Here is a 19735-nt window from a genome sequence, read left to right on the forward strand (position 1 = left end):
CCGCAGCCGCCAACGCAGCCGCCAACGCACCCGCACCCCACTAGGCGCCCCTCACCCCCGCAACCTGGCCCCGCAATGCGGCCAAGGACTCGCCCCCCGCTGCACATACAGCTTCTTCGCCCGCAGCGTCTGCTCACCCGCGGACGCGTCCTGGGGCCGCCCACTACCCCCCAGGCTCTGCCAGGTCCGCGTATCGAACTGGTACAGCCCGCCGTACGTCCCGGAGGGATCGACCGCGTTGGGACGGCCCCCCGACTCGCACGCCGCCAACCCCGACCAGTTCAACCCCTCCGCCCCGGCCACCGACGTCGGAATCGCCTTCGTCCCCACCTTCACCACCTGGTCCCGAGGCTCACGCACGATCTCGGTCCGCAGCAACCGGGGCCGCTGCTTGACCCCGTTGACCGTCCGCAGCGCGTAGGTGACCCGCCGCGTCCCCACGGCCCCGGCCCGCTCGACGACCTCCGTGCCCCGGAAGAGGGAGGGATCGTCGACGCGCCGCACCCGGAACGGAATCGGCACCTCGCGCACCTCCGTCGACCCGGTCACCCGCAGCACGGTCACCGTCTGCCCGTCCCGGGGGAAGCTCGACCACTCGGCCGAGGTGGTGTCCTCCCCGCGCAGGGTGACCCCGGCCTGCTCCACGGCCTCCCCCACGGTCGCCGCGTTCGTCCGGATCGTCCGTGTCCGCCCGTCCGCCATGATCGTGACGGTGCGCTCGGTACGGACGTCCAGCGCCAGCCCCTCCCGCCCGATCCGCTGGGAGCGCGAGGTCGAGACGTACGCGCCCTCCGCACGCACCCCGAGCTGCTGAAGCGCCCCGTCCACCGTGTGCGCGGTCGTCCACACCTTGCGCCGCTGGCCGTCCAGGGTGAGGGCGACGGGCCGCCCGTAGTGCACGGCGACCTCGTCACCGCTGCTCAGCGCGGTGCCGGGGGCGGGCGCGATCACATCGTGGGCGCCGAAGGCGACCCCCTCGTCGGCGAGCAGTTCGGAGACGTCGTCGGCGAAGGTGTGCAGCGTGCGCGGGCGCCCGTCGACGGTCAGCTCGATCGCCTTGTCCTTCGCCACGAACGCGGAGGTCCCACCCGCGAGGAACGCCACCACCAGCGCCTGCGGCACCAGCCGCCGCAGCGAACCGGACCGGTCTGCGGCCCGTCTGCGCCGTACGGCCCGCCGGGAGGAGGCCCGGCCTCCGCCGGGAGGCCCTTCCGGCCGGAGATCCTCATAGGCCGGCCGGTAGGTGTCCGCGTACACCCCGTAGGGCGGCGTCTCGGCCTCGTACGACGACGACCGCACGTCCGACCGCACGTCCGACCGCACGTTCGGCTGCACATTCGACGGCTGCGCATTGCTCACGACGACACGCTCCAGAGGGGATCCGGGTCCGGGTCGGGCGACGTGAACCTAGCGGACTCCGGTCACCCTCCAAAGCAACGCGGTCACGCAGTGTCGCGACACGGGCCGCTGATCATCTTTTTGGGTCCCCCGGACGGCCGATACGACGTGACCCCTCAGTAATCGAACGCCCTCGCCGTGTTCGCCGCGATCGCCGTCGCCAGCGCGTCCTCGCCGATGCCCCGGACCGCCGCCATCGCCCGAACCGTGACCGGAATGAGATACGGCGCGTTGGGCCGTCCGCGGTACGGCGCGGGTGTCAGGAACGGCGCGTCGGTCTCGACGAGGACGAGTTCGAGGGGCGCGACGGCGAGGGCGTCGCGCAGCGGCTGCGCGTTCTTGAAGGTCATGTTCCCGGCGAACGACATGAAGTAGCCGTGCGCGGCGCAGACGGCGGCCATGTCGGCGTCGCCGGAGTAGCAGTGGAAGAGGGTCCGCTCGGGCGCGCCCTCCTCCTTCAGGATCCGCAACACGTCGTCGTGGGCGTCGCGGTCGTGGATGACCAGCGCCTTGCCGTGCCGTTTGGCGATCTCGATGTGCGCGCGGAAGGAGCGCTCCTGGGCGGTCTTGCCCTCCGGCCCGGTCCTGAAGTAGTCGAGGCCCGTCTCTCCGACCCCCTTGACCTGTGGCAACGCGGCCAGCCGGTCGATCTCGGCGAGCGCGTCGTCGAGCGCCGTGTCCCCGCCGGGTGTACGGGCGCCCTGCCGGGACCAGCCGTCGGGGTCGCCGTGGACGATGCGGGGTGCCTCGTTCGGGTGCAGCGCGACCGTCGCGTGCACGGCCGCGTGGCGCTCGGCCGTCTCGGCGGCCCAGCGCGAGCCCTTGAGGTCGCAGCCGACCTGGACGACCGTCGTCACCCCCACGGCGGCGGCCTTCGCGAGGCCCTCCTCGACCGTGCCGGACTGCATGTCCAGATGGGTGTGCGAATCCGCGACCGGCACCCCGAGGGGCACGGGCAGCGGGGGCGCGGCGTTCTTCTCGTTCTTGACGCTCTTGCCGGAGGCGTTGCCGGACGCGTTGCCGGAGTCCTTGCCGGAGTCGTTCGAAGGCATGCCCCGATCCTACGAATCGCGCCGATCGCGCGGATCGCGGGAGCGGGGCATGCCCTCCAGGCTCACTGGGGGAGGATCAGCTCGCCTTGCGGTGGAACGGGTGCAGGAGATCCGACAGGTGCCAGTGGTGGTGCTCCTTGGCCTCCGCCGTGTCGCCCGTCCCGGTCGCGTCGGCGTCGGCGTCGGCGTCCGCCACGGGGCGGGGCTTCGGCAGGTGCCGGCGGCGCTCGGCGTCCCGAATCGACGCCACCTGGCCCGCCCGCATGATCCGGACGACATGACCGTCGCAGTTCTGGCACGCCGGCCTCGACAGCGGGGACGGCACGACCTTGCCGTCGGCCACGTACATCACGAAGTCCCGGCCCTGGGCGTCGTTGTGGTGCTCGATCTCGTACGACTGCTCCCAGCCGTGCCCGCAGCGCATGCACGCGAACGCGTACGACTCGTGAACGACGGCGGTGGCGGTGTCGCGCAGCACCGCGCGCTCTGCGATCTCGGTCATTGCCAGCTCCTCTGGTCCGCTGGACGGTGAGGACGTGGACGTCCTCACCACCCAGTGGACGCCCGAGCGGACCCCTCGCGCACCCCACCTGCCGACTGTTGAAGCGCATTTGGCCTCCCCTTGTGGGAAGCCCGCCCGTAGCAGGGCTGCGCTTTGCTCGGCTTTGCCGCGGCATGGGTCTGAGCGGATTTCGGCTGCGGGTGGGTGGGGGCTGGTCGCGCAGTTCCCCGCGCCCCTGAAAAGCACGGGCTGCGCCCCCTGCCTCTCAGGCCCGCAGGGGCCGTGGTCTTTTCAGGCCCGCAGGGGCCTGGTCTTTTAGGGCAAGGCCGTGAAGTTAGGGCTTTGGGAGCGTTGGCAAGTGCGCTCTGGTTCTATGGCTTCTTGGAACGTGGGAAGCGGAGCCCCGGTAGAACTGGCAGTCGACCAAGACAGCCGTTCACAGGACCGGAGGCTCCGCTGTCCGATCAGTGTGTCATCACGCGGGAAATCACGGTAGCCAAGGGCGTGTTCGCCCCGGGGCATCTGGGGGAACTCACCCGGATCATCCCGTTCGAGATGGTCGATGCGGTCCTTGCCGAGACCGGTGCTGTCCAGCAACGGCTGCGGAAGATTCCCGCCCGGGTGGTGGTCTACCTGCTGCTGGCCGCGGCCCTGTTCGAGGACTGCGGCTACCTGGCCGTCTGGCGCAGGCTCACCGCCGCGCTGGAGACGATACCGGTCGTGAAGATCACCGGCGCGGGGCTCTGGGACGCCCGCAGGCGTCTGGGCGTGCGGCCCATGCGGGCCCTGTTCGATCTGCTGCGCGGGCCGGCCACGGTGATCCGCACCCGCGGCGCCCGCTTCAAGGGCCTGCTGGCCGTTGCGATCGACGGCACCTACCTCGACGTTCCCGACAGCCCGCCGCACCGGGCCCGTCTGGGCAAGGGGTCCAACCGGTTCGGAACTGCCGGCTACCCGCAGATCTGCCTGACCGCGCTGGTGGCCTGTGGCACCCGGGCGATCCTGGATGCCGCCTTCGGACCGCGCTCCCAGGGAGAGACCGGACACGGCAGGCGGCTCATGCGCTCCCTGCACGCCGGAATGATCGTCCTGCTGGACCGGGGCTTTTCGGGCAACGCGTTCCTGACAGCCGTCGCCGCCACCGAAGCCTCCTTCCTCGCACGCATCACTGCCACCCGCAAACCTCCCGTCCTGGCCCGCTTCGGCGACGGCTCCCACCTCTCCCGCTTCGGCGCCCTCGAGGTCCGCATCATCGAATGCGAGATCACCGTCACCACCAGCCAGGGCCGCCGCACCGGGCTCTACCGGCTGGCCACCAACCTCCTGGACCACCACCGCTACCCGGCATCCGACCTGGTCAGTCTGTATCACGAGCGGTGGGAAGTGGAGTCCGCCTACTTCGCGATCAAGAAAACGATGCTGGGCCGGCGGGTCCTGCGCTCCACCACTCCGCCCGGCATCGCCCAGGAGGTCTACGCCCTGCTGAGCGCCTACCAGGCCCTGCGGATCGCTATCGCCGACGCCACCGGGGCCACACCCGGAACAGACCCGGACCGGGCCAGCTTCAGCGTTGCCCTGCGATGCGCCCGCGACCAGATCGTCCAGGCCGCGGGCATCATCGCCGGCACCACGATCGACCTCGTCGGGACGATCGGCCGAACCGTCCTGGAACACCTCATGCCCGCCCGCCGCCTCCGCATCAGCCCCCGCGCAGTGAAACGACCCCTGTCCCGATACGCCTACAAAAGCCTCAATATCGACCGACGCACCTACACAGCCACCCTCAGCATCAACATCTTGACGCCGACGATCAGCCCATAACTTCACGGCCTTGTCTTTTAGGGGCGCGGGGAACTGCGCGAGAAGCCCCCACCGGACCCGCACCCGCCAACGAACCGCACCCCCCACCCCGTCAGGCGCCCCGCCCCACATCCCGCTTCGCAGCCACCACCGCGTCAAAAACCTCCCGCTTCGGCACCCCGGCCTCCACCGCCACCGCGGCGATCGCCTCCTTGCGCCGCTCCCCCGCCTCCTCCCGCACCCGAACCCGCCGCACCAGCTCCGCCGCGTCCAGTTCCTCGGGCCCCTTCTCCGGCGCCCCCTCGACCACCACCGTGATCTCCCCGCGCACCCCGGCCGCCGCCCACTCGGCCAGCTCCCCGAGCGGCCCCCGCTTGACCTCCTCGTACGTCTTGGTCAGCTCACGGCACACGGCGGCCCGCCGCCCGGTTCCGAAGACCTCGGCCATCGCCGCGAGCGTCGCGTCCAGGCGGTGGGGCGCCTCGAAGTACACGAGGGTGCGCCGCTCCCGCTCGACCTCCCGCAGCCGCCCGAGCCGTTCCCCGGCCTTGCGCGGCAGGAACCCCTCGAAGCAGAACCGGTCGACGGGCAGCCCGGACAGCGCGAGAGCGGTGAGGACGGCCGACGGCCCGGGTACGGCGGTGACGCGGATGTCCTTCTCCACGGCGGCGGCGACGAGCCGGTACCCGGGGTCGGAGACCGACGGCATCCCCGCGTCCGTGACCAACAACACCCGGGCGCCCCCCACCAGCGCCTCGACGAGCTCCGGCGTACGCGCGGCCTCGTTGCCCTCGAAGTAGGAGACGATCCGCCCGCCCGGCTGGACGCCCAGCGCCTGGGTGAGCCGCCGCAGCCGCCGGGTGTCCTCGGCGGCGACCACATCGGCACCGGCCAACTCCTGGGCGAGCCGGGGCGGCGCGTCCGAGACATCACCGATGGGCGTACCTGCCAACACAAGGATTCCAGTCACTCCCCCATCCTCCCAGCCACGTCCGCGCACGGTCGCCGTACCGCCCGCGCCCCCGACCCGGCGGGCGACCGGCGGGCGACCGGCGGGCGCCCCACATCCTCATCCACGGGACTCGCACAGTCCTGTTCCCTACGATGGCGCGGTGACCAGTACCGCGTCCTCCACGGACACCCGGCAGGACCAGGCCACCGAAGACCCGCGGCCGTCGTGGCAGCACCGCCTGCGCCGATTCGGCTACGCGGTGCCGCCGAGAGGCGACGTCCGCACCCGGTTGGTGCCCCCGTACACCCGGCCGAGCCCGCGCGTGTGGGCCGTGCTGGGGCTGCGCGAGGAGGTCGGGGCGCGCCTGGTCCGCTGGTCGGCGTGGGGCGGTCCGCTGCTGGTCACCCTGGTCGGGGGGCTGATGCGGTTCTACGACCTGGGCAGCCCCAAGGCGGTGATATTCGACGAGACGTACTACGCCAAGGACGCGTGGGCGATCGTCCACCGCGGCTACGAGGTCAACTGGGCGAAGAACGCCAACGAGCTGATCCTCCAGAACAACGGCAACGTCCCGATCCCGACGGACGCGGCCTATGTCGTCCACCCGCCGGTCGGCAAGTACGTCATCGGGCTGGGCGAGCTGATGTTCGGGTTCGACCCGTTCGGCTGGCGTTTCATGACGGCGGTGCTCGGCACCCTCTCCATCCTCATGCTCTGCCGGATCGGCCGCCGGATCTTCCGCTCGACGTTCCTCGGCTGTCTCGCGGGCGCGCTGATGGCGGTGGACGGGCTGCACTTCGTGATGAGCCGCACGGCACTGCTGGACCAGGTGCTGATGTTCTTCGTCCTCGCCGCGTTCGGCTGTCTGGTCGTCGACCGCGACCGGGCACGCGCCCGCCTGGCCGCCGCGCTCCCCCTGGACGGCGACGGGGTCGTACGCCCCAACTCCCTCATCGCCGAGACGACCCGGCTGGGCTGGCGCCCGTACCGCTGGCTGGCCGGCCTCTGCCTGGGCCTGGCCCTGGGCACCAAGTGGAACGCCCTGTACTTCATGGTGTTCCTCGGGATCATGACGGTGCTGTGGGACTACGCGGCCCGCAAGGTCGCCGGTGCCCGGCAGCCGCTGATCGCGACGCTGCAACGCGACCTGGGCCTGGCGTTCCTCTCCACCGTCCCGGTCATGGTCGTCACCTACCTCGCGGCCTGGACGGGCTGGATCCTCTCCCCGGACGACGGCTCGGGCGGCTACTACCGCGACTGGGCCGCGACCTCGGGCAAGGGCGGCTGGTTCACCTGGCTCCCGGACTGGCTGCGCAGCCTGTGGCACTACGAGCACGCGGTCTACGAGTTCCACGTGGGCCTGTCGTCCCCGCACACCTACCAGTCGAACCCGTGGAGCTGGATCGTCGCCGGCCGCCCGGTCTCGTACTTCTACGAGTCGCCGTCCCCCGGCAAGGACGGCTGCGCCACGGACACCGCCGACAAGTGCGCCCGCGAGGTCCTCGCCATCGGCACCCCGCTCCTGTGGTGGGCCGCCGCCTTCGCGCTCCTCTACGTCCTGTGGCGCTGGTTCTTCCGCCGCGACTGGCGCGCCGGAGCGATCGCCTGCGGCATCGCCGCCGGCTACCTCCCCTGGTTCCTCTACCAGGAACGCACCATCTTCTACTTCTACGCCGTCGTCTTCCTCCCCTTCCTCTGCCTGGCCGTCACGATGATGATCGGCGCCATCCTCGGCCCCCCCGGCTCCCCCGAACGCCGCCGAGTAGCCGGCGCGGCAGCCGCCGGCGTCCTCGTCCTCCTCATCACCTGGAACTTCATCTACTTCTGGCCCGTCTACACCGGCCAGGCCATCCCGATCGACGACTGGCGGTCGCGGATGTGGCTGGACACCTGGGTGTGATGGCCTGAATCCGGTTCGTCGGACTTCCTGGCTAACAATCAGGGCACACACAGGAAGCATTTTTCCCACGCGTTACTCCCGCGTGTTTACAGTGAGCCTCGGCAAACGCTTTCTGAACGCGTTCAAAGGGGGATTCGCGTCATGCGCAAGGGGGTCAAGGTCGCCATGGTCGGCGGGGTGTTCGCGGCGATGGTGGGGGGTGCCGGGTACGGGGGGTACAACTTCGTGACGGCGCTCGACGGGAGTGGTGGGGGTACGGAGAAACGGAGTGGGCCGCCGGGTTCCGACGAGGTCGAGGAGACGTCGGAGAAGTTCTTCGCGGCCTGGGAGAAGGGGGACGCGGCCACGGCGTCGTCGTACACGAACGACGCGGTGGCCGCGGGCAAGGTGTTCGGCGGTTTCGTCGACGCCGCCCGGATCGAGGACGTGCGGATCGAGCCGGGGAAGCCGACCGGCGCCGGGGGCCGGACCGTCCCGTTCTCCGTCGCGGCGACGGTGTCGTACGAGGGGAAGAGCGAGAAGCTCGCGTACAAGAGCCGGCTGACCGTCGTGCGGGGGAAGACCACCGGACGCGCGCTGGTCGACTGGCGGCCGGCCGTCGTGCACCCCGAACTCAAGGACGGCGACACCCTGTTCACCGGGGAGGCGGCGGCTCCGCCCATCGAGGCCGTGGACCGCGACGGCAAGGTGCTGACCAAGGAGAAGTACCCCTCCCTCGGCCCCATCCTCGACACCCTGCGCGAACGCTACGGCGCCGACGCCGGCGGCACCCCCGGCGTCGAACTCGGCATCAAGCACGCCGCCGCGGAGTCCGCCGACACCACCCTGCTGACCCTCGCCGAGGGCAAGGCGGGCAAGCTGGAGACGACGATCAGCGCGAGCAGACAGGCCGCGGCCGAGAAGGCGGTCAAGAAGTACGCCGAGTCGTCCGTCGTCGCGCTCCAGCCCAGCACCGGTGAGGTCCTCGCGGTCGCCAACAACCGCGACGACGGCTTCAACGCGGCCTTCCAGGGCGAACTCCCGCCCGGCTCCACCATGAAGATCGTCACCGCCGCCATGCTCATCGACAACGGCGTGACCTCCATGAACGGCCCGGCCCCCTGTCCCGACACGGCCACCTGGCAGAGCCAGACCTTCAAGAACCTGCCGGGCATGAAGCCCGACGAGACACCGAACGCCACGCTCGCCAACAGTTTCCTGCGGTCCTGCAACACGGCCTTCATCAAGCTGATCGACGAAAAGCCGCTGACCGACGCCTCGTTGACCGAGGAGGCGCAGGAACGATTCGGGATCGGCCGGGACGACTGGAAGACGGGCATCGTCTCCATGGACGGCAAGGTGCCGGCGTCCGGCGGCCCCAACCGCGCCGCCAACGCCATCGGGCAGGGCGATGTGCTGATGAACCCGCTGAACATGGCGTCGGTCACCTCCACGGCCATCACCGGCGCGTTCCGGCAGCCGTATCTCGTGTCGCCGAAGCTGGACGAACGGCAACTCGCCACCGCGAAGGGGTTGTCGGCCGGTACGTCGTCGCAGTTGAAGCAGATGATGAGGCTGACCGCGACACAGGGGACGGCCGCGACCGTCATGTCCGGGCTCAGCGGGGACATCGGCGCGAAGACCGGCTCCGCGGAGATCGACGGGCAGGCGGTGGCGGACAGTTGGTTCACCGGGTTCCGCGGGGATGTCGCGGCGGCGGCCATGTCGGAGGGCGGTGGCCGCGGGGGTGAGGCGGCCGGGCCGATCGTGGTGGATGTGTTGGGGGCCACGCCGTAGGGGTGCGGACTCGTTGCCGAGTGCGGGTGCGTGGGGGCCGATCGCGCAGGGCCTGATCTTTTAGGGGCGCGGGGAACTGCGCGAGAAGCCCCACGCACCCGATCCCGATTCCGAACCCGCACCCGCACCCGCACCCGCACCCGCCGACGCACCCGCACCCGCACCCGCCGACGCACCCTCAGCCGTGCACCGAACCCGCACCGATCAACGGCCCACCCCACGGAGTGATCCCCGGGACTCTAGTGTGGTGTTCTCGTTGAGGGACGAGAGGCAGCCGGGGGCAGCGGAAGGTCGGGAGCGTGGGTAAGAGAAGGCGTGTCGACGAGCGGAAGGCCGCGAAGTCGGGGAGGTCGCGGCGGCATCTCGTGCTGGGCGGAGTCGCCGTCGCGGCGCTCGGCGGCGGCGCGGTCGCCGTGTACACGGTGTTCGGCGCCGGCGCGGCGGCCAACGACGGTTCGGGCGACGCCACGGCCGTGAAGAGCGGCCCCCTGTCCGCCGGCGAGGTCCGCACCGCCGCGACCGCGTTCCTCACCGCCTGGCAGAAGGGCACCGTCGCGAAGGCCGCCGCCGCCACGGACGACTCGGCGGCGGCGAAGACCGCGTTGACCGGCTTCACCAAGGACGCCCACATCGAGGACGTCACCCTCTCCCGAGGCAAGCGCTCCGGCGACGACGTGCCGTTCACCGTGAAGGGCACCGTCTCCTACAAGGGCACGCAGAAGCCGCTGACCTACAAGTCGGCCCTCACCGTCGTACGGGCCGTGAAGGACGGCGAACCGATCGTCGAGTGGCGGCCGTCCGTCGTCCACCCCGATCTCGCCGAGGGCGACCGGCTGGTGACCGGCGAGGCGGGCACGCCCCCGGTGAAGGCCCTCGACCGGGACGGCGGCGAGCTGACGACCGAGAAGTACCCGTCGCTGGGCTCGATCCTGGACGGCCTGCGGGAGAAGTACGGCAAGAAGGCGGGCGGCAAGGCGGGCGTGGAACTGCGGATCGTCCGCGCGGACCCGGCCGAGAACGAGGACAGGGACGGAGACGGGAACGGGGACGGGGACGGCAAGTCCTCCGCCGAACCCACCGACCCCACCGACTCCGCCAACTCCACCAAGTCGACCGGGGAGAAGGCCGCCGACAAGACGCTGCTGGAGTTGAGCGAGGGCACGCCGGGCGAGCTGAGGACGACGCTCAGCCCGTCGCTCCAGGCCCTCGCCGAGGAGAAGGTCGCGGCCACGAAGCGCGCGTCGGTGGTGATGATGCGCCCCTCGACCGGCGAGATCCTGGCCGCGGCGAACTCCGGCAGCTTCAACGTGGCGTTCCAGGGCTCCCTGGCCCCCGGCTCCACGATGAAGATCGTGTCGTCGGCGCTGCTCATCGACAAGGGCCTGGCCTCGGCGGACAAGGTCCACCCGTGCCCCAAGTTCTCGTCGTACGGCGGCTGGAAGTTCCAGAACGACGACAAGTTCGAGATCAAGGGCGGCACGTTCAAGGCGAGTTTCGCCCGCTCCTGCAACACCGCCTTCGTCTCCCAGGCGAAGGAGCTGGACGACGACTCCCTGACCAAGGAGGCCCAGGAGGTCTTCGGGCTCGGCCTGAACAACTGGGCGCTCGGCGTCTCCAGCTTCGACGGCGCGGTGCCGGTGCAGAGCGACGCCCCGATGGCGGCCTCGCTGATCGGCCAGGGCGGGGTGCGGATGAACCCGCTGAACATGGCGTCGGTGGTGGCCACGGCCAAGACGGGCGTCTTCAAACAGCCGTACCTGGTCCCGCCGTCGGTCGACGACCGCACCCTCGCGACCGCCTCCCGGCCCCTGTCGGAGACGGTCCGCACCCAGCTCGTCGAACTCCTCCGCTACACCGCCGCGGCCGGTACGGCGGCCGAGGCGATGTCCGGCCTCGGCCCCGACTACGGCGCCAAGACCGGCTCCGCCGAGGTCGACGGCCAGAAGGAAGCCAACGGCTGGTTCACCGCCTGGAAGGGCGACCTCGCCTCCGCCGGGGTCGTCCAACAGGGCGGCCACGGCAGCGAGTCGGCGGGCCCGATCGTGGCGGCGCTGCTCAAGGCGGGCAGCGCCGGCTGAGCGACGGGCACGGCCGTGCCGCGCACGTCGGTCAGCCGCGACCGAGGACGGGGGCCTTCTCGTACGACTCCGGCGACGCGTCCAGGCACCAGTCGAACAGCGACGGCCAGGAGCCGTAGCCCGCGTCGAGGTCGAGGTGGGCCTCGCCCGGCAGCACGTCGGCGGGCAGGCCGAGGGGTTCGGCGTACGTGGTGGCCGCGCCGCCGGGGCAGTACGGGTCGTTGTCGCTGCCGACGACGCGGGTGTACGCGGCGGTCGCGGCCAGCCGGGCGGGGCTCAGCTCCGGCGGGGCGAACTCGGCGATCTCCGGGTGTTCCAGGGCGACTTCGGGGGCGGGCGGGGCGACGAGCAGGACGCGGTCGACGGGGCCGGACAGGATGTCGTCCCGGGCGACCGCGTGCAGCCACAGCAGACAGGCCAGGCTGTGGCAGACCACGGTGATCCGCCGGCCCGCCAACTCGCCCAGCAGCGCGTCCAGTTCCGCCAGCCAGCGCTCCAGGTCCGGGTCGTCGGCCTCCGGCAGCCGCGGGTACGCCACCTCGTGGCCCAGGTCGGTGAGACGGTCGGCCAGCCAGTGCTGCCAGTGGGCGGCCGGACGGTGGTTCTGCCAGCCGTGCAGGATGAGGAAGGCGCGGGTGGTGTCGGCGGGCGGGGTTTCTGTCATCCCCCGATCGTCAGCGAAACGGATCAGCCGGTCCAGTGGCGTCTCTGTGGCTGGATGGGGGTGCGTTCGGCGGGTGCGGGCCCGGTGGGGCTTCTCCCGCAGTTCCCCGCGCCCCTAAAAGATTCAGGCCCCTGCCGGCCTGAAAACCCACGGCCCTGCGGGCCTGAAAAGCACGGGGCGCGGCCCCGGCTTTTCAGGGGCGCGGGGAACTGCGCGACCAGCCCCCACCCACCCGCACCCGCACCCGCACCCGCACCCGCCAACCGAACCCCCACAACCCAGTCGCATGGCCGCTCCACCCACCACTACCGTGCCGGACATGACCAACGACCCACAGCCCACCACCGGCCCCGCAGAAGCCCACCCCCGCTTCACCGAGGCACTCACCACCCTCGGCCTCACCGAACTACGCACCAAGATCCGCCGCTTCCCGGAAGCCACCCGCACCGCCGCGGAGGCCGCCGCCGCCCTCGGCTGTGAACTGAGCGAGATCTGCAAATCGCTGATCTTCGCCGCGGACGGCGTCCCCGTGCTGGTGCTCATGGACGGCGCGTCACGCGTGGACGTGGAGCTGGTCCGGCGGGAACTCGGCGCCACGAAGGTCACCCGGGCCCGCGCCGACGTCGTACGGGAGACGACCGGATACGCGATCGGCGGCGTCCCGCCCTTCGGGCACCGCACCCGCACCCGTGTCCTCGCCGACCGCTCGCTCCTCGACCACGCCACGGTGTGGGCGGCGGCCGGCACCCCGTACACCGTCTTCCCCATGGACCCCAAGTCGCTGATCGCGCACGCGGGCGCCACGATCGTGGACGTCCGCGAGCCGAACACGTGACGCCGGTCGTCACCGCGGCGGTGCTGCTCGCCGCGATCACCCACGCCAGCTGGAACGCGATCGCCCACAAGATCACGGACAAGCTGGTCGGGTTCACGCTGATAGCCGGCGGCGGGGCGCTGATCGGGTTCGCGATGGTGCCGTTCGTGCCGGTCCCGGAGGCCGACGCGTGGCCGTATCTGATCGCCTCCACGATCGTCCACCTTGTCTACTACGTGCTGCTGATGACGTCGTTCCGGCTGGGCGACTTCGGCCAGGCGTACCCGATCGCGCGCGGCTCCGCGCCCCTCGTCGTCACCGTCCTCGCCGCCGTCTTCGCGCACGAGGTGCCGGACGGCTGGGCGGCGGGCGGCATCCTGCTGAGCTGCGCCGGGCTGACCGGGGTCGCGCTGTGGGGCCTGCGTGGCGGCCGGCCGCACTGGGCGGCGATCGGGGCGGCGCTGGCCACGGGCCTGTCGATCGCCGCGTACACGGTCGTGGACGGCCTCGGCGTACGGGCCTCCGGGTCCACCATGGGCTACATCGCCTGGCTGATGGCCCTGGAGGGGCTGGCGATCCCCGCGTACGCGGTCTGGCGCTGGCGCGGCGGAACCCTCGCCCTCCTCCGCCCGTACGCCGGCCTGGGCCTCCTCGGCGCCGCGCTGTCCGTGGCCGCGTACGGACTGGTCCTGTGGGCCCAGACCAAGGCCGAGTTGGCCCCCATCGCCGCCCTCCGGGAGTCGTCGATCATCGTGGGAGCCGCGATAGGCGCGGTCTTCTTCAAGGAACGCTTCGGAGCCCCGAGACTCGTGGCGGCGGGCCTGCTGGTGCTGGGGATCGGTCTGATGCTGCGGGCGGGGTAGGCCGGGGCGCGGGCCGGTGACCGCGCAGGCCGTGCGTGTGCGGGCCGGGAGGAGCACTCTGGAGGGAGTGGTTCCGGAGGTGATCGTCATGATGAAAACCGCTGTCGGATGGCACATCGAGCTGGAGTTCCAGGAGGACGAACAGCGCACCCGGGCGGCGGCCCTCGTACGGCTGCCCGACGGGAAGGAAATACGCGCCAACGGCTACGCCAGCCGCCACCGCACCGACTCCAACCAGCCCCGGGTCGGCGAGGAGATAGCCGGGGCGAGGGCCTTGAACGAGCTGGCCATGAAGCTCCTCACCAAGGCCCACGACGAGATAGACGAGGCATCGGGCAGGACGTCCCACCCGATCGCGCTCTGAGGCAGGCGGCAGGGCCCGCCGGCGGCGCTCCACACCCCTCAGCCGCGGGCGGGCCCTGTGGTTGACTGGCCCCGTGTTGCACGAGTCGGTCTTCCGGTCCGTGGACCTTCCGGTGGACGCCCGCTTCGAGGCCTGGGCGGAGATGCTGCGGCAGACACACGCGCCCATGGACCTGGTCCCCATCCCCCTGTCGACGGCCGACCGCGGCCACCGCCCCGGCGCCGACTACCACGCCCACCAACGCCTCATCGCCCTCGGCGACGTGACGATCTGGCCCGCCACCTTCGATCCGATCGTCTTCCGCCGCACCCCGAGGATGGTCCGCCAGTCCGATCCGGAGACGTTCCATCTGTCCCTCCTCCTCCAGGGCGAGGGCGCCGCCACCTGGGGCCGGCAGCAAGTCGCTTACGAGGCACAGGACTTCCATGTCAACTGCACCTCGATGGCGTACGAGATCCTCACCGGCACCGAACCGGTCACCACCGTCGGCGTCGAGATACCCCGCTCGCTCGTCGCCCTGCCCGCGCGCGAGGCGGAACGGGTGGTGGGCAGCCGGCTGTCGGGCCGGGACGGCGTCGGCGCGCTCCTCGCCCAGTTCCTGATGCGGCTGGCGGCGGACACGGCCCCGTACCGGCCCGCCGACGCACCCCGCCTCGGCACGGTCGTCGCCGACCTGATCACCACGCTCTTCGCGCACACCGTCGACACGGAGCCTCGGCTGACACCCGAGGCGCACGCGCGGACGCTGCTGCTGCGCGTCAAGGCGTTCGTACGGCGGCACCTGGGCGACCCCGACCTCACCCCGACGGCCATCGCCGCCGCGCATCACATCTCGCGCAGCTATCTGCACCGGCTCTTCCGGACGGAGGGCCTGACCGTCGCGGCGTACGTCCGCGACCAGCGGCTGCGGAACGCGTACCGCGATCTCACCGACCCCGACCCCGTGCTGCGGGCCACGCCGATCCACGCGATCGGGGCGCGCTGGGGGTTTCCGCGGGCCGCCGAGTTCAGCCGGGCGTTCCGGACGGCGTACGGGGTGCCGCCGAGCGAGCTGCGGCGGGCGGCGGGCGCGGGGCGGGTGCCGCGGGCGTGAGGTGGTGGCGGGGCGGGTGCCCAACAGTGGACGCGTTGCCAAGTGACAGTGGACCGTCAGCCAACGACATTGGCCGGAATTCCGCGCATCCTGGTGATCGCCGCCGCGGAGGGCGGTCGTCCGGATCTCCGGGATCGGGCCAGGACACCAGCGGGGGAGCCCTGGGCCGGTCCGGCCGCTCGCCCGTGACGACCGTCTTTCGCGGTGCTGCCGGGCGCCTTACAACTCGGGGGTGACTGTGCTTCGGCGACTGCGGGTCGTTCGTGGCTGGTCGCGCCCACGCGGCGGAGCCGCACACCGATACAGCCCCGCGCCCCTATCGGGCGCGGAGCGCCCTCACCAGTGCCTGGGCCCTCGGGTCCGCTGTCACCGTCTTGCGGTAGCCGTTCGTGATGTAGCCGAAGGCGAGGCCCGATTCGGGGTCGGCGAAGCCGAGGGGGCCGCCTCGGCCGGGGTGGCCGAAAGAGGTGGGTGCCAGGAGCGGGGACGCGGTGCCGTGGAGCATGTAGCCGAGGCCGAAGCGGGTGTTGATGACGAGGACGCGGTCGGGGCCGGCGGACTCCTCGGCGCGGGCCGCCTCCAGGGTCGCCGGGCCGATCAGCCGTACGCCGTCGACCTCTCCGATGAGCGCCGCGTAGAAGCGGGCCAGGCCGTCCGCCGTGGCGATGCCGTTGGTCGCGGGGAGGGCGGACGCCCGGTACGCGGGGTCGTTCTGGTCGGGGAACGGGGTGATCGCGGCGAAGGCGCGGCGGGTGAGGGAGCCCGGGTCGTCGTAGGCCTCGGTGACCGAGCGCTTGGCGCGTACCCGCAGTCCGCCCGTGGGCTCGGGGGCCGCCTCCAGGCGTCCCGCGCGGCCGACCCGGCCCGCCGCCGCGACCGCGTCCGGCAGGCCCAGCCACAGATCCGCGTCGAGGCCCAGCGGGGCGGCGATGTCCGACGCGATCCACTCGCCGGTCCCCCGGCCGGTGACGCGCCGGACGAGTTCGTCGAGCATCCAGCCGTAGGTGAGGGGGTGGTAGCCGTGGTCGGTGCCGGGCTCCCAGGCGGGGGCCTGCGCCGCGACGGCGGCCGGGCCCCGGCGCGGGTCGAGCGCCTCGGCGGGGGTGAGGGGGCGGTCCAGGACCGGGAGCCCGGCCCGGTGGCCGAGGATGTGCCGCACCAGCACGCCGCTCTTGCCCTCGGCCTTGAACTCCGGCCAGTACCGGCCCACCGGCGCGTCCAGGTCCAGTTCCCCGCGCTCGGCCAGCATCAGCACCACGGCGGCGGCGACGCCCTTGGTCGCCGAGCGCATGATCTGGGCGGTGCCGTGCTGCCAGGGCTCGTCGCCGTCCACGTCCCGGGTGCCGGCCCACAGGTCGACGACCTTGCGTCCGTGCCGGTAGACCACGACCGCCGCGCCCCGCTCGCCCAGCGACGCGAAGTTGCGTTCGAACGCGGCCCTGACCGGTTCGAAGCCCTCGGCGACCGTACCGTTCACGTCCACGCCGCCGCTCCCTGTCCGTCCACCGGCCGCCGCGGCCACTCGCCGCGTCGACGGGTGCAACGTACAGGTACGGCCCCGGATTCCCCCACCCGGGGGGAATCCGGGGCGGCCTCAGCCCAGCACGATCGTGACGTCGATGTTGTCGCGGGTCGCGTTCGAGTACGGGCAGACCTCGTGGGCCGCGTCGACGAGCTTGGCGGCGACGGCCTGGTCGATGACCGGGAGGGAGACGCTGAGGGCGACGGCGAGGCCGTAGCCGCGCTGCTTGTTGGGGCCGATGCCGACCTTCGCGGCGACCGTGGAGCCGGTGAGGTCGAAGCCCGCGCGGCGGCCGACGAGGACCAGCGCGTTGTGGAAGCAGGAGCTGTACCCGGCGGCGAACAACTGCTCGGGGTTGGTGCCGTCGCCGTCGCCGCCCATCGCCGGCGGCATCGCGACCTTGAGGTCGATCTGGCCGTCCTGGCTGCTGATGTACCCGTCCCGGCCCCCGTGCGCGGTGGCCTCGGCGACATACATGATCTTCGTCGGGCGGGTGTCCGTACGGCCCGTACCGTCCGTACCGTCCGTTCCGTCCGTACCGTCCGTACGGGTATCGGGACCGGTCTCCACCGCGGCGTCGTCAGTCATGCCCTTGGCCTCCCCCAGGACGAGCGCGTGGCCTCCCCAGGACAGGCGCGCACGAATACATCGCGCACAAGATACCGACCGGTAGGGGGAATGCGGTTACCAGGGGGTAGTAACCACGGGTAACACAAGGTCACCTACGTCAGCGGCTCAGCGGCCCGCCGCCTTCGTCGCCCGTGCCGTCAGCTGCCACAGTTCCTCGCGCAGCCGGGCCACCTCGGGGCCGTGCAGGCCGGTGGCGGCGGCGAGGGTGGTGGGGACGGCCGCCGCGCGGTCGCGGAGCTGTTCGCCGCGTCCGGTGAGCGTGACCCGCACCGACCGCTCGTCCCGCAGCGACCGCTCCCGGCGCAGCAGCCCGGCCGACTCCAGCCGCTTCAGCAGCGGCGAGACCGTGCCGTAGTCGAGCCGCAGGGCGCCGGCGAGTTCCTTGACGGTGGTCTCGTCGCGCTCCCAGAGGGTGAGCATGACGAGGTACTGCGGGTAGGTGAGCCCGAGTTCGTCGAGCAGCGGACGGTACGCGGCGGTGACCGCGCGCTGTGCCGCGTACAGCGCGAAGCACAGCTGCTCGTCGAGGAGCAGCGAACCAGGCCGTTGCGCATCCGCTTGATTCGTCACGGGGTCCATTGTCTCGGATGGGGCGCCGTGTTCGGCTGCGGGTCCGGTGGGGGCCGGTCGCGCAGTTCCCCGCGCCCCGGAAAAAGCAGGGGCCGCGCCCCGTGCTTGTTCAACGGCCCGCAGGGGCCGTTGCTTTCAGGGGCGCGGGGAACTGCGCGAGAAGCCCCCACCGGACCCGCACCCGCACCCGCACCCGATCAGCGACCGGTCCCGACCGACCTCGGATCGAACCCGAACGGCAGTTCAAGGCGATGGGCCCGCATCAGGTCCTCGTCGGCCAGCAGCCTCCCCGTCGGACCGTCCGCCGCGATGACCCCCTCGCTGAGGATCAGCGCACGGGGACACAGCTCCAGCGCGTACGGCAGATCGTGCGTGACCATGAGCACCGTGACGTCCAACGACCGCAGGATGTCCGCGAGTTCACGACGGGACGCGGGGTCGAGGTTGGAGGAGGGCTCGTCCAGGACGAGGATCTCCGGCTCCATGGCGAGGACGGTGGCGACGGCCACCCGGCGCCGCTGCCCGAAGGACAGGTGGTGCGGCGGCCGTTCCTTGAACTCACCCATGCCGACCTGGTCGAGGGCCCGGTCCACCCGCGCCTCCAGCTCGGCGCCCGCCATCCCCGCCGCGGCCGGCCCGAAGGCCACGTCCTCCCGCACGGTCGGCATGAAGAGCTGGTCGTCGGGGTCCTGGAAGACGATCCCGACCCTCCGCCGGATCTCGGCCATGTGCCGCTTGCCGACGGGCATCCCGGCGACGGTCACCGCGCCCGCGCCCCCGGTGAGGATGCCGTTGAGGTGCAGGACGAGGGTGGTCTTCCCGGCCCCGTTGGGCCCGAGCAGCGCGACCCGCTCACCGCGCCCGATCGTGAAGTCGACGCCGAACAGGGCCTGATGGCCGTCGGGATAGGCGAAGGCGAGCCCGGCGACCTCCAGGGACGGGGGCGGCGGCTCCCCGGCTTCGGGGGACGGGGGCGGAGGGCTTTCGGACGCGGTCACAAGGTCCATCCCAGCAGACAGACGACGAGCGCGGCGACCGGGAGGGCGAACGCGTACGACCACTGCGCCCGGGACGCGGTGACCTCGTCGATGACGGGCATCGTCCCCGTGTACCCCCGGCTGATCATGGCCAGATGGACCCGCTCGCCCCGTTCGTAGGAGCGGATGAACAGCGCCCCGGCCGACTTGGCGAGGACGCTCCAGTGCCGAACTCCGCGCGCCTCGAAGCCGCGTGACTCGCGGGCGATCCGCATGCGCCGCATCTCGTCGGTGATGACGTCCCCGTAGCGGATCATGAAGGACGCGATCTGGACGAGCAGGGGCGGGAGCCTGAGCCGCTGAAGGCCCAGGAGCAGGGCGCGGAGTTCGGTGGTGGAGGCGAGGAGGACGGACGCGGCGACGCCCAGGGTCCCCTTGGCGAGGACGTTCCAGGCGCCCCACAGCCCCTCGACGCTGAGCGACATCCCGAGCACGTCCACCCGCTCGCCCTGCGCCACGAACGGCATGAGTACGGCGAACGCGACGAACGGGATCTCGATCAGCAGCCGCCGCAGCAGGAACCCGGCGGGCACCCGGGCCGCGTAGGCGACCACGCCCAGCAGCACGGTGTACAGCCCGAACGCCCACATCGCCTCCCGTGGCGTCGACACCACGACGACCACGAAGGCGAAGACGGCCGCGAGTTTGGTGTGCGGCGGCAGGGCGTGGACGGGCGAGCGCGCGTGCCGGTAGAGCTTGTGGGCGTGGCCGGAACCCATG

General features: G+C 71.8%; 18 protein-coding genes. 8 read left to right on the plus strand and 10 right to left on the minus strand.

Annotation, left to right across the window (positions count from 1 at the left end):
* Positions 1-51 precede the first annotated feature (51 nt).
* The 3 genes from F9278_RS19335 to F9278_RS19345 form a co-directional block, all read right to left on the minus strand.
* On the minus strand, positions 52-1311 hold the full coding sequence (locus F9278_RS19335; RefSeq protein WP_404819015.1) for a ubiquitin-like domain-containing protein: 1260 nt from the start codon (positions 1309-1311) through the stop codon (positions 52-54).
* 203 nt (positions 1312-1514) lie between these two features.
* Positions 1515-2450 (minus strand): TatD family hydrolase, encoded by a 936-nt coding sequence (locus F9278_RS19340; protein WP_152169482.1) that lies wholly within the window; start codon positions 2448-2450, stop codon positions 1515-1517.
* A gap of 76 nt (positions 2451-2526) precedes the next feature.
* Entirely contained in the window at positions 2527-2952 is a 426-nt protein-coding gene (locus F9278_RS19345) for a hypothetical protein (RefSeq protein WP_152169483.1), read from the minus strand.
* Positions 2953-3456: 504 nt separating this feature from the next.
* Between F9278_RS19345 and F9278_RS19350 the strand changes: the two genes are divergently transcribed.
* Complete coding sequence (locus tag F9278_RS19350; protein ID WP_193241414.1) at positions 3457-4773, plus strand: IS4 family transposase; 1317 nt, start codon at positions 3457-3459, stop codon at positions 4771-4773.
* Positions 4774-4864: 91 nt separating this feature from the next.
* On the opposite strand, the gene rsmI is transcribed toward F9278_RS19350, so the two are convergent.
* Entirely contained in the window at positions 4865-5722 is an 858-nt protein-coding gene (gene rsmI / locus F9278_RS19355; protein WP_152169484.1) for a 16S rRNA (cytidine(1402)-2'-O)-methyltransferase, read from the minus strand.
* 142 nt (positions 5723-5864) lie between these two features.
* Between rsmI and F9278_RS19360 the strand changes: the two genes are divergently transcribed.
* The 3 genes from F9278_RS19360 to F9278_RS19370 all read left to right on the plus strand — a co-directional run bounded on the left by F9278_RS19360 (position 5865) and on the right by F9278_RS19370 (position 11458).
* Positions 5865-7604 (plus strand): dolichyl-phosphate-mannose--protein mannosyltransferase, encoded by a 1740-nt coding sequence (locus F9278_RS19360; protein WP_152169485.1) that lies wholly within the window; start codon positions 5865-5867, stop codon positions 7602-7604.
* 141 nt (positions 7605-7745) lie between these two features.
* The gene (locus F9278_RS19365; RefSeq protein ID WP_152169486.1) at positions 7746-9380 is read left to right on the plus strand and encodes a penicillin-binding transpeptidase domain-containing protein; all 1635 of its coding nucleotides are present in this window, start codon (positions 7746-7748) and stop codon (positions 9378-9380) included.
* 299 nt (positions 9381-9679) lie between these two features.
* Positions 9680-11458, plus strand: coding sequence for a penicillin-binding transpeptidase domain-containing protein (locus F9278_RS19370; RefSeq protein ID WP_152169487.1), 1779 nt, complete (start codon positions 9680-9682; stop codon positions 11456-11458).
* 31 nt (positions 11459-11489) lie between these two features.
* On the opposite strand, the gene F9278_RS19375 is transcribed toward F9278_RS19370, so the two are convergent.
* Positions 11490-12122 (minus strand): RBBP9/YdeN family alpha/beta hydrolase, encoded by a 633-nt coding sequence (locus F9278_RS19375; protein WP_152169488.1) that lies wholly within the window; start codon positions 12120-12122, stop codon positions 11490-11492.
* Between the two features lie 319 nt (positions 12123-12441).
* Between F9278_RS19375 and F9278_RS19380 the strand changes: the two genes are divergently transcribed.
* The 4 genes from F9278_RS19380 to F9278_RS19395 all read left to right on the plus strand — a co-directional run bounded on the left by F9278_RS19380 (position 12442) and on the right by F9278_RS19395 (position 15256).
* Positions 12442-12957, plus strand: a complete 516-nt coding sequence (locus F9278_RS19380) for a YbaK/EbsC family protein (protein ID WP_152169489.1) — start codon at positions 12442-12444, stop codon at positions 12955-12957.
* Positions 12954-13799 (plus strand): DMT family transporter, encoded by an 846-nt coding sequence (locus F9278_RS19385; RefSeq protein WP_152169490.1) that lies wholly within the window; start codon positions 12954-12956, stop codon positions 13797-13799. The genes F9278_RS19380 and F9278_RS19385 overlap by 4 nt, the downstream gene beginning before the upstream one ends.
* Positions 13800-13887: 88 nt before the next feature.
* Entirely contained in the window at positions 13888-14163 is a 276-nt protein-coding gene (locus F9278_RS19390; protein ID WP_193241548.1) for a DUF1876 domain-containing protein, read from the plus strand.
* Positions 14164-14236: 73 nt separating this feature from the next.
* The gene (locus tag F9278_RS19395) at positions 14237-15256 is read left to right on the plus strand and encodes a helix-turn-helix domain-containing protein (protein WP_152169492.1); all 1020 of its coding nucleotides are present in this window, start codon (positions 14237-14239) and stop codon (positions 15254-15256) included.
* A gap of 316 nt (positions 15257-15572) precedes the next feature.
* On the opposite strand, the gene F9278_RS19400 is transcribed toward F9278_RS19395, so the two are convergent.
* From F9278_RS19400 to cbiQ, 5 genes are all read right to left on the minus strand, one after another.
* Positions 15573-16739 (minus strand): serine hydrolase domain-containing protein, encoded by a 1167-nt coding sequence (locus F9278_RS19400; RefSeq protein WP_152169493.1) that lies wholly within the window; start codon positions 16737-16739, stop codon positions 15573-15575.
* A 111-nt stretch (positions 16740-16850) separates the two neighbouring features.
* A complete protein-coding gene (locus F9278_RS19405) occupies positions 16851-17255 on the minus strand; it encodes an organic hydroperoxide resistance protein (RefSeq protein WP_193242009.1) in 405 nt (134 codons plus the stop codon).
* 258 nt (positions 17256-17513) lie between these two features.
* Positions 17514-17987: a MarR family winged helix-turn-helix transcriptional regulator gene (locus F9278_RS19410; protein WP_152169495.1), complete on the minus strand. Its 474-nt coding sequence runs from the start codon at positions 17985-17987 to the stop codon at positions 17514-17516.
* Positions 17988-18175: 188 nt separating this feature from the next.
* Entirely contained in the window at positions 18176-18985 is an 810-nt protein-coding gene (locus F9278_RS19415; protein ID WP_226966813.1) for an energy-coupling factor ABC transporter ATP-binding protein, read from the minus strand.
* Complete coding sequence (gene cbiQ, locus F9278_RS19420; RefSeq protein ID WP_152169497.1) at positions 18973-19734, minus strand: cobalt ECF transporter T component CbiQ; 762 nt, start codon at positions 19732-19734, stop codon at positions 18973-18975. Before cbiQ ends, F9278_RS19415 begins: the two co-directional genes overlap by 13 nt.
* Position 19735: the final 1 nt, after the last annotated feature.

Source organism: Streptomyces phaeolivaceus, assembly GCF_009184865.1.
Taxonomy (GTDB): domain Bacteria; phylum Actinomycetota; class Actinomycetes; order Streptomycetales; family Streptomycetaceae; genus Streptomyces; species Streptomyces phaeolivaceus.

Coding starts and splice junctions, on each gene's coding strand:
- F9278_RS19340 (WP_152169482.1), bottom strand. CDS start 2,450: ATGCCTTCGAACGACTCCGGCAAGGACTCCGGCAACGCGTCCGGCAAC.
- F9278_RS19345 (WP_152169483.1), bottom strand. CDS start 2,952: ATGACCGAGATCGCAGAGCGCGCGGTGCTGCGCGACACCGCCACCGCC.
- F9278_RS19365 (WP_152169486.1), top strand. CDS start 7,746: ATGCGCAAGGGGGTCAAGGTCGCCATGGTCGGCGGGGTGTTCGCGGCG.
- F9278_RS19375 (WP_152169488.1), bottom strand. CDS start 12,122: ATGACAGAAACCCCGCCCGCCGACACCACCCGCGCCTTCCTCATCCTG.
- F9278_RS19380 (WP_152169489.1), top strand. CDS start 12,442: ATGACCAACGACCCACAGCCCACCACCGGCCCCGCAGAAGCCCACCCC.
- F9278_RS19390 (WP_193241548.1), top strand. CDS start 13,888: ATGATGAAAACCGCTGTCGGATGGCACATCGAGCTGGAGTTCCAGGAG.
- F9278_RS19405 (WP_193242009.1), bottom strand. CDS start 17,255: ATGTATGTCGCCGAGGCCACCGCGCACGGGGGCCGGGACGGGTACATC.
- F9278_RS19410 (WP_152169495.1), bottom strand. CDS start 17,987: ATGGACCCCGTGACGAATCAAGCGGATGCGCAACGGCCTGGTTCGCTG.
- F9278_RS19415 (WP_226966813.1), bottom strand. CDS start 18,985: ATGGACCTTGTGACCGCGTCCGAAAGCCCTCCGCCCCCGTCCCCCGAA.
- cbiQ (WP_152169497.1), bottom strand. CDS start 19,734: ATGGGTTCCGGCCACGCCCACAAGCTCTACCGGCACGCGCGCTCGCCC.